Source organism: Rhizobium oryziradicis, assembly GCF_001939045.1.
Lineage (GTDB): Bacteria > Pseudomonadota > Alphaproteobacteria > Rhizobiales > Rhizobiaceae > Allorhizobium > Allorhizobium oryziradicis.
In genome coordinates, this window is sequence record NZ_MKIM01000029.1 from 17,824 (window position 1) to 34,050 (window position 16,227).

The following is a 16,227-nucleotide window of genomic DNA, read 5'->3' on the forward strand; positions in this document are numbered from 1 at the left end:
TCGTCATCTTGCGGTCCTCAAGGTTCTTTCTCGCAAACTGCAATAAATTTTCATATTGCGCAAATCTATTCGCTATGTCACCACTGCATTCGACAACGCAGTGCGCGAGGGAAGACGCTGTACTTGCGGATATTGGGAGGAGTTTCCAGATGACACTTGACGGACGCGTGATACGCGAACGCTTGAGCGCGCTTGTTGCGGGCATGACCAATTTGCAGCATGACGGCCAATATGTTGAGCCCAACCTCGACGGCACGCCCGGCGACTATATCAGCTTCAAATCATGGGAATGGCCGCAGGGCGTGGGTCTATACGGGCTTGTGCGGCTTTGGCAGGCAACAGGTGATGATGCGCTGAAATCCCTGTTGGAAGGCTGGTATTCGGATCGTATTGCAGAAGGTCTGCCAAAGCTGAACATCAACACCACCGCCCCCATGCTGGCGCTGTCGTTTTTGTGGCGCGAAACCCGTGATCCGCGCTGGGAGACCGTTCTCGACGATTGGGCAAACCGGGTTTTGAGCGAAATGCCGCGCACCCCAGAAGGCGGCCTGCCGCATATTGTCTCCGACAAGATCAACGATCAGGAGCTTTGGGACGACACGCTGGTAATGGTTGGCCTGTTTCTGGCCTGCTATGGTCAGACAAGTGGCCGCAAGGAACTGGTCGATGAAGCCTGCCATCAATTCCTGTTGCACAGCCGCTATCTGGCCGATCCCAAGTCTGGGCTGTGGTTCCATGGCTGGACGTTTGAAGGACGTCATAATTTTGCCCGTGCGCTGTGGGGACGTGGCAACTCGTGGATTGTGCTGGGCATTCTGGATCTGGTCGATTGCGCTGAGATCCCGGCACCGGTGCGCAGCTTCCTGTTAGGCGTTCTGGAAACCCAGATTTCAGCGCTTTTGGCCCTGCAAGCGCCTTCCGGTGCCTGGCACACCTTGCTGGATGATCCATCCTCCTATGAGGAAATCTCAGCCACGGCGGGCATTGGCTATGGCCTGCTGAAAGCTGCGCGGCTTGGCATTGGTCCCAAAACATGCCGAGAGGCTGGCCTCAAGGCGCTCCAAGTCGTCATGGACAATATTGACGACACCGGCACCGTCTCCAACGTGTCTTACGGCACCCGCATGGGCCATGATTTACAGTTTTATCGTGATATTCCCATTCAGCCGACAGGCTACGGTCAGGCGCTGGCCATTCTGTGCCTGACGGAAGCCTTGGCCCATATCCCATCTGATGGAGAAGCATAAATCATGCGTATTCTCTATGGCGTTTCACCCCATGATATTCCAAGCTTTGACACCAAGCGGCTGCGCGCCGAATTTTTGATCGAAAAGCTGTTTCAGCCCGGCCAGATCGAATTTGCCTATACTCATGTGGATCGCATGGTTGTGGGCGGGGCCTGCCCGACCGATACACCCTTGAGCTTTGGCGATGGCGCGGATGTTGGAACGCCTTTGTTTTTTACCGCGCGTGAAATGGGCATTGCCAATCTTGGTGGTTCAGGCACCATCACGGTGGATGGACAGGTGTATTCGCTGAACAATCGCGACATACTCTACGTAGGTCGCGGTGCGGAAAACGTCGTTTTGACCAGCACTGACGCCGCCAATCCGGCCCGCTTTTACATGAATTCCGTGCCTGCCGGGCGCGATATTCCCCATCGCCTGATCACACAGGCTGAGGCCAAACCGCTGGATCTCGGCGAAGACGCCCGCGCCAACAAGCGCAGGCTGCGCATGTATATTCACCCGGAAGTCGCCCCCTCGTGCCTTTTGTTGATGGGTATCACTGACCTCGCCCCCGGCAGCATCTGGAACACCATGCCGCCCCATCTGCATGAGCGGCGCATGGAAGCCTATTGCTATTTTGACATGCCAGACAGCGAGCGCGTCATCCACCTCATGGGCCGCCCCGATGAGACCCGCAGCCTGATTGTGGCAGACAGCGATGTGGTGCTCTCACCAGCCTGGTCAATCCATATGGGGGCTGGCACCGGGCCTTACGCCTTTGTCTGGGGCATGACGGGTGAAAACCAAGCCTATACCGATGTATCTCCTGTTGCCATTGCGGAGTTGAAATGAACATGACTGCGTCTCCTATTGATTATCTGCGCAGACCCCTGCCGATTGGCGCACCCGTGACCTATTGGCAGGTCGGCGCCACGGATGAGGCGCGCTATGATGTGCCGGATCAGCCGATGAAGGGCGAAATGGACCCCTTCTTCTTCCTGACCAAGCACAAGAATTTCATTCCGCATGAATATCCCTGCCGCACCGCCTTCGGTGTTGAGCGCCGTGGCAAGCGGCCAGAGGTGACATCAGAATTTGCGCTCAATCGCTTCTGGCTGCCGTTTGGCTCGCCGCGCGTTGATCTTTCCGGTTTCTGGTTTCGCCCAACCGTGATTGGTACATGGGCACGCACAACCATCTGGGCAAAAGAAGCTGGCACAGCCACGTTGCGGCTTGGCACCTGCGGTGGCGCGGTGCTTTTGGTCAATGGCGCGGAAATTGGCTGGATGGCCGATTATGTGCGCAACCTTGAAGCCAAAAAGGATTTCACGGTTGAGCTTAAAGCCGGTGAAAATACCATTTCGCTATGGTTTGATGATCTGGCCGAGCGCGATGCACGCTATTTCTTCCAGCTCGATTATGTTGCAGGTCCACAAGCTGAACAGGCTCTGCCGGTGCCAGTCGCGGCCAAGGTGGCTGACGAATTTGAAAAAGCCCTCGACAGCATGTATTTCGAAAAGCCGGTCTATCGATCTGGCGAAGTTGCACTGATGACCTCCGCCCCGGTTTCGACCGATGTGGATGTCGAGATCACCATCGCCGGTGATTTCATGTCGAGAGAGGAAAGCGTCAAGCTGTCTTTGACCCTTGCGGCTGGCCAGACACGCCTGCCCCTTGGTGACACCGCAGAACTGCCTGCCGATTTTCGGCATTTCCATGTTGATCTGCACTCAAACGGCTTCACTGCATCGCGGGTTTTCGGCATTGAAATTTGCCCCGCTGAGCGTCAGGGCGTGGCCCCGGCAAAGCTTGAGGCGCGCATTGCTGAAGCGCTGGATGAAATCTCGGAATACGGCGAGCCGGACAATGTCACGGCCCTCGCCCGCCTTGCATCGGGTCGCTTTGGCGACAAAACCGATGCAATGATCCGCGACACCCTGCCGACCATTGAGGATTGCCACGACTGCGCCGATTTTGCGCTCGTGCCGCTGTTGTGGTGCCGCACGGCCTATGCCCAGCATATGGCACCTGATCTGGTGGCGCAGATTGATCACACCATCCTGTCCTATCGTTACTGGATGGATGAGCCCGGCAATGACGTGCAATGGTATTTTTCTGAAAACCACGCGCTGTTGTTCCACACGGCGGCCTATCTGGCCGGTAACCTATTGCCGCAGTCCCGCTTTCAGCGCTCCGGTCGCCTGGGCCACGAGCAATCCGCTGTAGGCCGTGAGCGGGTTCGCGCCTGGCTCGATCATTTCGAAGCGTGGGAAATGGCCGAGTTCAATTCGGCCCCCTATTTCCCGATTGACCTCAAGGGACTGACCGCTCTCTATGCTTTGGCACCCGATCAGGATATTCGCGAGCGCGCTGGCCGTGCGGTGAAAAGACTGGTGCGCATTGTTGCTCTGTCGGCCCACCATGGCATTCTGACCGGCGCGCAAGGCCGCTCTTATGAGCACACACTTCGTGCCGCTGGCTCTTTGGAACTGTCGGGCATTGCCCGCCTGATCTGGGGTACGGGCAATTTCGGCCGCCGTGTTCATGCGCTGCCGCAAATGGCCATCAGCCTCCGTGATCACGGCTTGACCATCCCGAGCGAGCTTTCCACCATTGCCGATTGGCAGAGTGACGACGCGCAAGAATGGATGTTTGCCCAAGGGCAGGACCGCATGGCACGGCTCTACCATTACAAAACCAAGGATTTCGCCATGGGCACCGCCGCCCATTATCGCTGGCGGGAATGGGGTTATCAGGAAACCGTGCTGCAATTACGGCTTGGCACCAACCCTGATGCGCAAATCTGGATCAATCATCCCGGCGAAACTATCCACTCGGGCTATGGCCGCCCGTCCTATTGGGGTGGTTCCGGCTCACTGCCGCGGCTTGGTCATTATCGCGGGCTGGCGGTGATGGTGTTTGAATGTGCGGCAGAACAGCCCGATTTCACCCACGCATGGTTTCCGTGTCAGGCGTTCGATGCCAGTGATGTTTCCGGTCCGGTTGCGGTGGCAACATCGGGAACGGGTATGGTGCTGCTGAAAGGTGACCGTGCTTTTGAGCTGGTCAATGATGGCCCGACTGCTGGAAACGAGCTGCGTCTGACGGGACATCGCAGCGTGTGGATTGTGCGGCTGGGTGCTGTGCAGGATCACGGCCCACAGCCAGATTTTTCCGCTCGATTTGGATCACTAAGTGCTAACATAAGCGCTGATGGTACCATTACGATCAATGATCCCGAGTACGGGCTGGTGGAGTTCCACCATGACGGGCGTGTTTCTGCCGAGGGCAGAGTGCTTGACCCCGCCAACTGGACCGTGGAGGGGGATGTAGCGCAGATGCCAAGAGGCCCCCTGCTGGGCAAAAATTGACGATCCGGGCGGGACGGTTTTGGGAAGGAGCGCCCCGCCTTTTCTAAAAATGACGGTAAATCCGTCCATCGAAGGAGGAGACGATGGTGAGAAAAACAATCATTCTGGCAACGACCGCCCTTGCGCTTTTGTCATCAACCGCAGCATTTGCGGGCGATGTGCGGGTGATGTGGTATTCCGATGGTGTGGAAGGGCAGGTCTTCAAGGATCTGATTGACCGCTTCATGAAGGCCAATCCCGACATTCACGTCACCGTTGATGAGGTGTCCTACAGCACCATCAAGGAACAATTGCCGGTACAATTGGCCGCCGGAAACGGACCGGATATTGCCCGCGTCACCAACCTCAAATCACTGTCGCAATATTGGCTGGATCTGACGCCCTATCTCAAGGACGTTGATTTCTGGAAGAAAAACTATGGCGATCAGATGGACTGGATGCGGCCTGATGGATCGAGCATCATTCCGGGTTTCATGACGCAGATTACCCTCACCGGCGGTTTTGCCAACAAGACTCTGTTTGAGCAGGCGGGCGTAGCCCTGCCCGGCGAAAAGGCCACTTGGGATGATTGGGTCGCAGCTTCAGAAAAAGTTGCCAAAAGCCAGCAATTGAAAGCGGCCTTTGCCATAGATCGCTCCGGCCATCGCATCACCGGGCCTGCCATTTCCTATGGTGCCAACTATATTGGTGCCGATGGCATGCCCGCACCTCTGGATGCGAACACCAAGAAATATCTGACGGATCTGGTCAAATGGACCGCTGATGGCAAAGCCGACAAGGACGTCTGGGTGGCCAGTGCGGGTACGACCTATCGCGCCGCTGCCGATGATTTTATCAACAGTGAAGTGGCAATGTATTACGCCGGATCGTGGCAAATTCCCAACTTCATGACCAAGATTGGCACCAATTTTGATTGGGTGGCGATTGGAAGTCCATGTGGTCCTGCAGCCTGCACGGGCATGCCGGGTGGAGCCGGACTGGTGGCCGTCAAATCCACCAAAAATCCAAAGGATGTGGCCAAGGTGATGGATTATCTGGCCTCGACCCCGGTTGCCAAGGAATTTGCCGAGCGCACCCTGTTCTTGCCATCCAACAAGGAGGTTGTTGCTGGCGGGCTCGACTTCAAGACGGACAATGCCCAGGCCAAGGCTGCCCTGAACACCTTTGTCAAAGCGACATCGACAACGGCCCCTCTTGCGCTGAAACTGCCGGGCTGGAAATGGTCCGACACCTATTACGGCGCGTTGGTGAGCCGCATTTCACAGGTCATGGCAGGTGAAATGTCTTTGGACGAAGCGTTCAAGCGCATCGATTCCGACATTGCTGCCAAGGTGCAAGAAGCAAAATAAGCCAGTGCGGGGGAGCGAAATCTCCCCCCATTGAGATTTGCGTTTTCAAATTGCTGAACATTCACGGCAAGACCGGCGTGGTTGGTGCACACAAGGCACCGACCATCTGGTCAAGGGGGCACTATGGTTGAAAAACCGAGCGGATTTTCAAATATTGCGCAAACCATGACAGGCGCTGCCATTGGTCGCGTGATGGGGTTGATCGACATTCCCTTGCGGGCGTTGCAAAAGGCAACAGGCACCCGCGGCATGGCCGCTTTCTTTCTCGCACCCAACATGGCCATTTTCGCCGTGTTTGTGCTTGTGCCGTTTGTGATCAATTTCATGTATTCGATGACCGGCGGTGCGGCGATCTTTCTGGATCAGCGCAGCTATGTCGGGCTTGATCAATATCGCCAGATCATGGACTGCAAAGACTATCTTGATCCCAACACCTGCGTTCAGGATGGTTTTTGGATTGCCGTTAGCAACACCGCCTGGTTTGTGGTCATTCAGGTCACATTGATGATTGTGGTGGCCCTCATTACCGCCCTCATTCTCAATCGCGAATTGATTGGCCGCAGTTTCTGGCGCGCCGTTTTCTTCTTTCCGGTCTTGCTCTCACCTGTGGTCACGGGCCTGATCTGGCGCTGGATTTTGCAACGCAATGGCATTCTCAACGCCTTTCTTTTGAATGTGTTTGGCACCGAGCCAACCAATTGGCTGACCGAGCGCGCCAGCTCTTTTGCCGCCACCATTGGCGTGTCCATCTGGGCGCATGTTGGCTTTTACACCTTGATCCTGCTGGCCGGATTGCAGGCCATTCCCAAAGATCTCTATGAAGCCGCCGAAATGGATGGCACCCGTCGCGGCCGCATGTTCTGGCGCATCACGCTGCCTTTGCTGATGCCCAATCTGATCGTTGTGCTTGTTCTGGCCCTGATCAAAGCTGTGCAGATTTTCGATGAAGCCTTCGTTCTCACCGGCGGCGGCCCCGGCACCAGCACCATGTATATCGTGCAATATATTTACGAAATGGGCTTTGCTTCCGAATTGCGCAACCCAGGCCTTGCAGCGGCTGCATCCATTCTGATGGGAGCCGTACTGGTGGTTCTCACACTTTTGCAAATGGCGGCGTCCCGCCGTAACGAGAAAAAGGGAGAACGCTGATGGCGCATGTTCTCACATTTCTAACCCGCCGCCGTGGCGGCAGCCGCTGGCATTGGAGCGATATTGCCACATGGGTGTGGCTGTTTGGCGGGTTGTTCATCATTTTCGGCCCCGCCGTCTGGCTTGGCTTGTCGTCTTTCAAGACGCCTGCGGCGCTGGCCGAATTTCCCCCAGCTCTCTTGCCGTATATTTCCCAAACGGTCGCTGTTGAGGGCTATGATAAGCCCCTGCCAATCTTTACCGTGACATTGCCAGACGGCAAAAAGGCCGAGCTTGCCGAAGTGCGCCGCATTGGCATCATGGCGCAAATGGTAGATCCGAAAAATCCGGGCACTATCATCAAGGTCAATATCAAGGACCGCACGCCTGTGCAGAAGGTGTCGTTTGAAACCTCGAACTATACGCAGCCCTTCCTGCATTTCGATTTTCTGCGCTATTTGTGGAACTCGGTCTTTGTCACCACCATGGCAACCATCATCACGCTTGCCATCAATTCCATGGCGGCCTTTGCGCTGTCGAAATATCAATTCACCGGCAAGAATCTGATTTTGCTGCTGATTGTTGCGACGTTGATGGTGCCGCTTGGCGTTATCATGGTGCCGCTCTATTCGGTGGTGTCCAAGCTTGGGCTTTTGGACAATCTCTGGGGCGTGATTTTGCCAACCGTTGCCACACCAACGGGCGTGTTTTTGCTCCGGCAATATATGCTGACCATACCCGATGAGTTGATTGATGCAGCCCGCATGGACAAGGCCTCGGAATGGCAGATTTACTGGCGCATTGTCATGCCGCTCTCGGCACCCGCTTTGGCCGTCCTTGCCATTTTCTCGGTGGTGTGGCGCTGGAATGATTTTCTGTGGCCTTTGATCGTGCTGAGCCGTTCCTCGCTTTATACGCTTCAGGTGGGCTTGAATGTCTATTCCGGCCAACTCAACGTTCAATGGCATTACATTCTGGCCATGACAGTCGTTACCATGATCCCGGTCGTCCTTGTCTTCGTGTTCCTGCAACGGTTCATCACACGCGGCATTGCGGCCACCGGTCTGAAATAGGAGTGAAAAATATGGGCCGGATCACGCTGCAAAAGGTCGTTAAATCCTTCGGTGCTTTCGATATTCTCCACGGTATCGATCTTGAAATTGAAGATGGCGAATTTGTCGTCTTTGTCGGTCCGTCGGGCTGCGGAAAATCGACGCTGCTGCGCCAGATTGCCGGGTTGGACAAGCCAACCAGCGGGCAAATTCATATTGATGGGGAACTGGTCAATGATGTGCCAGCCGCTGATCGTGGCCTTGCCATGGTGTTTCAGTCTTATGCGCTTTATCCGCATATGACCGTGCGCCAAAATCTGGCTTTTGGGCTTGAAAACGCACGCCTGCCCAAGCACGAGATCGATACCCGCATTGCGGAAGCCGCCAGGATGCTGGAAATCGGTGACTATTTGAGCCGCAGGCCGGGTCAGCTTTCGGGCGGCCAGCGCCAGCGCGTTGCCATTGGCCGCGCCATTGTGCGCAACCCAACGGCGTTTTTGCTCGATGAGCCTCTCTCCAATCTCGATGCGGAATTGCGCATTTCCATGCGCGCCGAATTGTCGGCCCTGCACGCCCGCCTCAAGACCACGATGATCTATGTGACCCATGACCAGATTGAAGCGATGACGCTGGCCAACCGCATTGTGGTGTTGCGCAAAGGCAAGATCGAGCAGGTGGGCACCCCGCTGGAGCTGTATAACACACCAGCAAACCGCTTTGTCGCGGGCTTTATCGGCGCGCCGAGCATGAATTTTCTAAGCGGTACAATTCTATCAACGGGAGCGGATGGCACACGACTGACCGTGCTGGGTGAAACGCAACTCACCACGTCGCGCACGGCCCTTGATGCAAAAGCCGGTCAGAAAATCAGTGTCGGGGTCCGCCCGCAGCACATCCGTCTGGCAAAGCCGGAGGAAAACGGCATCAGCGCCCATATCGATATGGTCGAAGCCCTTGGCTCGGAAACCGTCATTCATGCCCATGCCGCAACCGGCGAAACCATTCTTGCGGTGCTAGCCGGTCAGCATGATCTGGCAAAGGGTGCAGAAGTACAGCTCAGCTTTGAAAGTCGAGACATTCATCTGTTTGATGAAGCAGGCTTACGGCTGGCAGGCACTTAAAGCCTGTCGCAGTGAATAGGATTCACTGCGACAGGCTTTAGCTCTTGCTTTTTTCGCATGTACGTTATCGTTTTATTGAGGACAATAAAACGCGACATGCTCTAAGTGGGCACAAGCAATGTCTGTCAGGGCCACATGCCCCGACAGACATTGCCGATCAAAACCGTTCAAGCCGATAGGGTGAAGGATCGATAAGCGGTGTATACCCCATGATCAAATCTGCGGCCAATTGGCCAGCGGCGGGGCCTGTGCCAAAGCCATGCCCTGAGAAGCCTGATGCCACGGTAAAGCCTTGGATTTTTGCAACTGGCGCAATAACGGGAAGCGAATCCGGGGTAATATCCATCATGCCAGCCCAAACTTCTTGGATTTTCGTCTGTTGAAACGCAGGCCAGGCGGCAATCAAATTCTTCATGGCCTCGTCATTGAGGGCCGGAATGGTCGGCGGGTCCATGGTGCGGATATGCTCAAACGGCGATTTGCTTTTTGGCCCCCACCGGCGTGGCATGGCAATATCGCGCAAGAAATCCTTGCCAAAACTGATGCGAAGCAAATCGCGCTGAGCGCGCAACATATGCAGATAGCGCATACCAATCAGCAGGTGATCGAGCAGAAGTGGTGCGCCCAGCGCACCACGCTGGGTGATGGTAAAACCGCCATCGGCGCGGCGGCGGAAAGAGAAATCCGGCCCGCCAACCGCAATCTCGGTTGGCCCTTCCATGGGGGCGGTGCGGATGACCGAGGAGATCAGCGGTAGCGTGGGCAGAGAAACGCCGAGATTGGCAAGGAATTTTCGCGACCACAGACCGCCTGCCAGCAGCACCTGATCGCAGCGGATTTCACCGCGCTCCGTCACCACACCACTGACCTTGCCATTTGACGTGCTGAGTGTACGCACCGCACAATTTTCGACAATGACCGCGCCTTTTTTGATGGCAGCATTGGCGATTGCGCTTGGAGCAAGGGTTGGTTCGGCCCGGCCGTCAGAGGGCGTATAAATGCCCCCTGCCCACTTGCCTTGTCCGCCCGGCACAAGATTATCGATCTCTATTGCACTCAAAAGCTTTGAATCAAGCGACAACTGGCTCACCGTTTTCAACCAGCTGCGATGCATATCCATTTCCGCATCTGTTCTGGCCAGATACATGATCCCGGCCTGCCGATAGCCAACATCCGCCCCGACCCGCTCCGGCATCTCGGCCCAAAGCTTGTCAGCCGCCAACGACATTGGCACATCCGGCGCAGAGCGCCCCATTTTGCGCACCCAACCCAGATTGCGCGAGGATTGCTCACCCGCCACCCTGCCCTTTTCCAGCACCACGACAGGAATGCCGCGCTCGGCCAATGTCAGCGCAGCCGTCAGCCCGACAATGCCTGCGCCAATCACAACAACCGTCGTTGATGAAGGAAAGCCGGGAGAGGTTTGCACAGGAGAAATCGTCGGGGCCATCAGGGGTGTCCTTGCGTGGTTAGAAAAATGCAGTTAACGCAATGGCTTGGATCATTGCGCCAAAAGAGATCACAGCGAAATCGTACGCTCTTCAACGTCAGCTGAGGATGCGCCCTTATAGGCGGTCACCTCGATCTCAACCTTGTAAACGGTGGAGCCGAGTGGCGGGCAGGTCACGGTGCTGGCCGGGTTGATGCCACGGAATTTTTCGCCCACCAGCGTCATAACCGCCATCGTGTCATCCGGGTCCTGAATGAAAACGCGCGAAGCAACCACATCGGCAAGAGACGAGCCGACTGCGGCAAGGGCCGCCTCAATATTGGCAAACACCTGTTTGGCCTGTTCGGTCACATCCTCGGGTATTTCTTTTGTCTGCGGATTGCGACCGGCGGTATTGGAGACAAAAATCCAGTTATCGACAGCGACGATACGTGAATAACTTCCATGCTCTTCAAACTTGGAACCCGTTTTGATCTTCACAACCTTGGTCATTGTATTTCCATTGCTTTTTGAGTGACATAAACGGCAAGACGCCTTGCTTGATCAAAGCGCCTTGCGTTGAAGCGGGTTCGCCAAAAGATCAGCGCAAGACAGGCACATCCCAAAGGTTCAATTTGGTGCCGATGCCGCGTTCAATGGCGTTGCGATACACAATCGTACCCCAGGCCACGTCTTCAACAGGCATGCCGCCCACCGACATGATGATGATCTCATCGTCATTTTGGCGGCCCACGGCGTCACCGGAAATGATTTTGCCAATGTCTTCAAGCTGATCGCGGCTCATCGTGCCGTCAGCAATCATGTCCATGAACTTCACGCCCAAAATGGGCACATGCACATGCGCAGGCTTTGGAAGTTCGTGATACCAGGCATCATAGAGGCCAGTGTTATCGACCACTTTACGAATATCCGGCTGTTCCATGCCGTCATCAATATCGCAAAGGGCTGGCATGGCCAAAAAGGCACCCGGCTTGACCCAGGCGCGCTGAATCTTGGGATAGGTGGATGGATCACCAACGGCACCGGAGTTGCAGAAGGTGACGAGGTCGGAATCGCGCACCACCGCTTCAATGCTATCAACAACCTCAACCGTTGTGACCTGCGCGAAGGTTTCAGCCAGCCAGGAGAGAAAGGCATCAAGGCTCTTTTGGCCGCGACCCTTCACCTTGACCGTATCAATATTGGGGCATGTGGCCATGAAAGCCGCGAGCGTGGTTTTGGCCATCACGCCCGGACCCAAAATGCCGACAACTTTCGAATCCTTGCGGGCCAGATGCCGCGCGCCGACGCCCGGAATGGCCCCGGTGCGATAGGCCGACAAAAGATTGGCCGACATGAAAGCAAGCGGAGCACCCGTGTCGGCGTCATTGAGGCAAAACATCAAAATGGAACGCGGCAAACCCTTTTCGCGGTTTTCAATGTTGGAGCCATACCATTTCATACCAGCGCTTTTGAACCGGCCGCCCAGATAGGCGGGCATGGCCATAAAGCGGCGATCGGCAGTGGGCTTTGGCATATCGGGGAAAGGGGAATTTTCGGGAAAGGAGATCGCAGCACCGTGAGAATCGCTGTTGGGGCCGGCCATGCGATAATCGCCTTGATAAAGCAGGCCGAACATTTCTTCCATCGCGTCAACACACTGGGGCATGTCTGTCACCCCTGCCCGGATCATGTCCTGCTCGGAGAGGTAGATGAAGTCGATCTTGGTATCATAGCTCATTATAAAAACTCGTGTTGGGTTGCGAGGATTGTGGCCGCCCGAAGTTCCAGTTCGGGCAGAGGATGACGGATGCAAAAATGCCATGTTCAAAGAAGGCCTGGTTGGCCGGGGTTGCAGCGCAACCCCATGCGCTCAAGCTTCAAAAATTTCGCCAAGGGCTGCGTAACGTGCCGGACTGGTTTTCCTGATCGACAGCGCATAAAGCACACCGAGGATGCCAACAGCGACGACGATGAAGGGGAAGGAGTCGACGACAATGTTCGACGAGCCCGCCAGAAGATCGAGATTAGAGATGACCAGAACAATTGCGCCAGCAAGGGCCAAGAGCGCGATTGCGGGAGCAACCGCCGTTCTCAACACGCCGTGGCCTCTGCGGTTGTTGTGGAAGAACATCAAGATCGCGATAGAAACCAGTGCCTGCGTGCTCAGAATACTCAGCACAGCAAGCGCTGACATATAAGAAAACACCACCGTGAATGGATCCTGCCCGGTGAGAGCGAAGGCTGCCAGAACAATGGCTGCAATGGACGACTGCAGCATGCCTGCCACATAGGGAGATCCGTGGATCTCATGGACCTTGCCAAGTACCTTGAAGGCCAAACCTTCTCTGCCGAGAGCAAAGAAATAGCGGTTCAGCGTGTTGTGGAACGACAGGATGCAGGCAAACAGGCTGGTGATCAGCAAGATATTCATGGCATGCGCAGCCCATGGGCCAAGCACTTTGGTGGCGGCATCAAAGAACAGCGTGTTCAATGCACCACTGGCAACAGTGCGAATGTTGTCCGGCCCGTAATATTGCACAATCGCCCAAGTGGAGAATGCGTAGAAAATGGCAATCAACAGCACCGAGACATAGGTGGCCCGTGGAATAGTGATCTCGGGGCGGTGCGCCTCTTCACCAAAAATAGCGGTTGCTTCAAAGCCGATAAACGAGCCGACAACGAAGACCAGTGAGACGCCAATGCCGGGGCTGAACACCGTTTCGGGGGCAAATGAGGTCACACTGAACCCTTGCGGCCCGCCACCGTGCAGCACAATGCCAATATCCAGCATCAAAAGAATGACCATCTCCGCCAGCATGCAGATGCCGAGAATGGCCCCTGAAAAGGCAATGTTGCGCTGCCCGGAAAAATGCACGATCAGCAAAAACGAAAAGGACCAAACCCACCACGGCAGATCAACTCCGAGCGCTGCAAACGCGGTTTGGGTGAAAACGCCGATCATGCCGTAGACGGCAATTTGCACGGAACTGTAGGTCAAAAGCGCCATGAAGGCACCGCCGACACCGGCTGGCTTGCCAATACCATTGGCGATATAGGTGTAGAATGCGCCTGCACCGCGAACGTGGCGGCCCATTGTGGTGAAGCCGACAGAGAAAACCAGATACAAAAGCCCGGCCAGAACAAAGGCTCCCGGCACGCCTGGGCCATTGCCAAAGGCAAAGGCGGGTGGCGTGGCGCCAACAACGGCTGTCAGTGGTGCTGCGGCGGCGACAACGAAAAAGACAATATGCGCAATTCCAATCGAATTGCGCGCCAACTTATCGGAAGGCACAGGTGTGCTCTCTCCAGTTTGCATGTTGAACCCCTTTTATTTTCATTTATTGTTGATGAGATTAAACCTCATTTTGGCGCTGGCAGTATTGCAAATCATGTCACGGATTTGATAATATACGTCAATATTACCGTAAATTTGGATGGCACCGATGAATGACATCCTGAAGCCCGCAAGGTCTGTTGCCTTTATCAGGGTTGCTGCGATCAAACCTTTGCTCGAACAATTCGCCTCTCGCCAAAGCAAAGCGCGCGAGCTGCTGCATAAGCATCGGATCCTGCCATCGGTTCTTGATGACAACTATGCCGTCATTCCCCTCCATCGTTTCGTAGCGTTTTTTGAGGATGCGGCCAGCTCTCTCGATGCCCCAGCTTTTGGCGCAAAGTTGGGTGCGACCTTAACACCGGGCGATATCGGCCCGATGGGCGTGCTGGTGTCCTTTTCGCCCACCATTCGCTCAGCCTTTGAAAACCTTTCGAAATTTGTGAATTCCTTGCAAAATTCGACAACATCCAGCGTCCGACAGGATGGTGACATCCTGATCTGGAGTTATCGCATCGCCGATGACTCCATTTGGCCACGCCGCCATGATGCCGAATATTCGCTGGCTGCGAGCTGTCAGCTTATCCGCACCAATTTCAAGGTAAACTGGCAGCCGATGGAAGTGCATTTCGAGCACGAAGCACCAGAGCAGGCCGATGCTATCCGCCGAATTTTCAAGGCCCCGGTTTTGTTCAAACAGTCCAGCAACCGTATTATTATGAACGTGGAAGAAGCCGATCGGGTCTACCGCACCGAAAACAAAGAGCTGACGCTTATTCTGGAACGGCACATTGGCGATCTGATCAACGAAACCAACGTTGGCAACAGCATAACCGCGAAAGTGAAATCGCTCATTGAGCTTTATATCGGTGTGCGCCCCATCACCATTGGTCTGATTGCAGAAGAACTGGGCCTGAAGCCCAGAACCCTGCAACGACGCCTGGAGGACGAAGGAACCTCAATCCGCATTCTGACACTGGCGTGCCGGCAGGAACTGGCCAGCAGGCTGCTCTCCACCAGCGCCTCGACCATGTCCGATGTGGCGCAAGCCTTGGGCTATGCCGATGGCGCGGTGTTTTCGAGAGCCTTTAAGGGTTGGGCAGGTCATCCGCCATCAAAGGCATGACCGTGACGGGGCTGGACTGTTCATTCCAGACCCGCTCCAGATCATGCTCGCGAAAATATCGAACCAGCGCATCAATGAACAGCCGCGTTCGTGCGGGAAGATGGGTGCGGGTTGGAAACGCCACATTCATGATCAGCGGTTGCAGCGTCCACTCCGCCAGAACCGGAACAAGCCGGCCAGCAATGAGGTCATCCTTGATGATATAGGCCGGCTGAACCAATATTCCCATGCCATTAAGCGCCGATTTGAGCAGCACCTGCCCATCATTGCAGGTCACCTCGGCACTGACCGTCACACGTTTTGTCTCGCCATTGCGCGCAAAGGTCAGATGATCCCAATCGTCGGACAAGGTGTATAAAAGCATGGCATGGCGCTCCAGATCTTCAGGACAGCGCGGCACACCAAAACGGGCCAGATAGTCCGGCGACGCCGCGAGAAGTCTCGGCAGTTCTGCCAATTTGCGAATGGTCACAGAGCTATCCATCTCCATGCGCCGCGTTCTGATCGCAAGATCAAGGCCATTTTCAATAATATCATAATAGCGGTTTGATACTTGCAGATCGACCCGCACGCGCGGATGGTCCTGCTTGAACATCTGGATCACCGGCAACAAATGCAGCAGCGTAAAGGACAGCGAAGCACCAACGCGCAAGGTGCCCAGCGGCTCCGCCGAAACAAGACTGACGCTGTCTTCCGCGGTCTGAAGGCTCATCAGGATGTCGCGGGCGTTATGTGCAAAGCGCTCGCCTTCAGCCGTCAGCGACAATTGCCGCGTTGTACGCTGCACCAGCCGCACGCCAAGCCGAGCCTCAAGACTGGTCAGACACCGGCTGACACCCGAAACAGAAAGCCCCAGAATCTCTGCGGCGCGGGTCAGGCTTGCCTCGTCGGCGATTTTCGTGAAGACCTCAAGCTCTGTGAAACGATCCATGGCTCTTCCCCTTATTTTTAACGGTAATTTTCACTTAAATTTGTCACATTGCAAGGCCAATCCTTGTCTTTTGCAAATTCCGCAATAATGTTTTCCAATTTACGTGATTTATCCTGTAATAAAACGATGAAAAGGTAATGCAGATGGTGTGATC

Annotated in this window: 13 protein-coding genes; 8 read left to right on the top strand and 5 right to left on the bottom strand. The window is 55.4% G+C overall.

Annotated elements, in window-relative coordinates:
• Window positions 1-149 precede the first annotated feature (149 nt).
• The 7 genes from bglB to BJF95_RS19640 all read left to right on the top strand — a co-directional run bounded on the left by bglB (window position 150) and on the right by BJF95_RS19640 (window position 9,250).
• On the top strand, window positions 150-1,247 hold the full coding sequence (bglB, locus tag BJF95_RS19610; protein ID WP_075641186.1) for a beta-galactosidase BglB: 1,098 nt from the start codon (window positions 150-152) through the stop codon (window positions 1,245-1,247).
• A gap of 3 nt (window positions 1,248-1,250) precedes the next feature.
• Entirely contained in the window at window positions 1,251-2,081 is an 831-nt protein-coding gene (kduI, locus tag BJF95_RS19615; protein WP_075641187.1) for a 5-dehydro-4-deoxy-D-glucuronate isomerase, read from the top strand.
• 2 nt (window positions 2,082-2,083) lie between these two features.
• Complete coding sequence (locus tag BJF95_RS19620; protein ID WP_075641188.1) at window positions 2,084-4,600, top strand: hypothetical protein; 2,517 nt, start codon at window positions 2,084-2,086, stop codon at window positions 4,598-4,600.
• Window positions 4,601-4,683: 83 nt separating this feature from the next.
• Window positions 4,684-5,949, top strand: a complete 1,266-nt coding sequence (locus tag BJF95_RS19625; protein ID WP_075641189.1) for an ABC transporter substrate-binding protein — start codon at window positions 4,684-4,686, stop codon at window positions 5,947-5,949.
• A gap of 165 nt (window positions 5,950-6,114) precedes the next feature.
• Window positions 6,115-7,098: a carbohydrate ABC transporter permease gene (locus BJF95_RS19630; protein WP_075641250.1), complete on the top strand. Its 984-nt coding sequence runs from the start codon at window positions 6,115-6,117 to the stop codon at window positions 7,096-7,098.
• On the top strand, window positions 7,098-8,150 hold the full coding sequence (locus tag BJF95_RS19635) for a carbohydrate ABC transporter permease (protein ID WP_075641190.1): 1,053 nt from the start codon (window positions 7,098-7,100) through the stop codon (window positions 8,148-8,150). Before BJF95_RS19630 ends, BJF95_RS19635 begins: the two co-directional genes overlap by 1 nt.
• 11 nt (window positions 8,151-8,161) lie before the next feature.
• Complete coding sequence (locus BJF95_RS19640; RefSeq protein ID WP_075641191.1) at window positions 8,162-9,250, top strand: ABC transporter ATP-binding protein; 1,089 nt, start codon at window positions 8,162-8,164, stop codon at window positions 9,248-9,250.
• Window positions 9,251-9,407: 157 nt separating this feature from the next.
• Here the strand turns inward: BJF95_RS19640 and BJF95_RS19645 are convergent, their stop codons facing one another.
• From BJF95_RS19645 to BJF95_RS19660, 4 genes are all read right to left on the bottom strand, one after another.
• Window positions 9,408-10,700 carry an NAD(P)/FAD-dependent oxidoreductase gene (locus BJF95_RS19645; protein ID WP_075641192.1) on the bottom strand — a complete coding sequence of 431 codons (1,293 nt, stop codon included), beginning with the start codon at window positions 10,698-10,700 and terminating at the stop codon, window positions 9,408-9,410.
• 69 nt (window positions 10,701-10,769) lie between these two features.
• The gene (locus BJF95_RS19650; protein ID WP_075641193.1) at window positions 10,770-11,192 is read right to left on the bottom strand and encodes a RidA family protein; all 423 of its coding nucleotides are present in this window, start codon (window positions 11,190-11,192) and stop codon (window positions 10,770-10,772) included.
• An 88-nt stretch (window positions 11,193-11,280) separates the two neighbouring features.
• Complete coding sequence (locus tag BJF95_RS19655; RefSeq protein ID WP_075641194.1) at window positions 11,281-12,420, bottom strand: ornithine cyclodeaminase family protein; 1,140 nt, start codon at window positions 12,418-12,420, stop codon at window positions 11,281-11,283.
• Window positions 12,421-12,552: 132 nt separating this feature from the next.
• Entirely contained in the window at window positions 12,553-13,998 is a 1,446-nt protein-coding gene (locus tag BJF95_RS19660; protein ID WP_075641195.1) for an APC family permease, read from the bottom strand.
• Window positions 13,999-14,125: 127 nt separating this feature from the next.
• On the opposite strand from BJF95_RS19660, the gene BJF95_RS19665 reads away from it, so the two are divergent.
• Window positions 14,126-15,142 carry an AraC family transcriptional regulator gene (locus tag BJF95_RS19665; RefSeq protein WP_175577296.1) on the top strand — a complete coding sequence of 339 codons (1,017 nt, stop codon included), beginning with the start codon at window positions 14,126-14,128 and terminating at the stop codon, window positions 15,140-15,142.
• On the opposite strand, the gene BJF95_RS19670 is transcribed toward BJF95_RS19665, so the two are convergent.
• Window positions 15,105-16,073 (bottom strand): LysR family transcriptional regulator, encoded by a 969-nt coding sequence (locus BJF95_RS19670; RefSeq protein ID WP_075641197.1) that lies wholly within the window; start codon window positions 16,071-16,073, stop codon window positions 15,105-15,107. The two genes, BJF95_RS19665 and BJF95_RS19670, sit on opposite strands and share 38 nt — an antisense overlap.
• Window positions 16,074-16,227 lie beyond the last annotated feature (154 nt).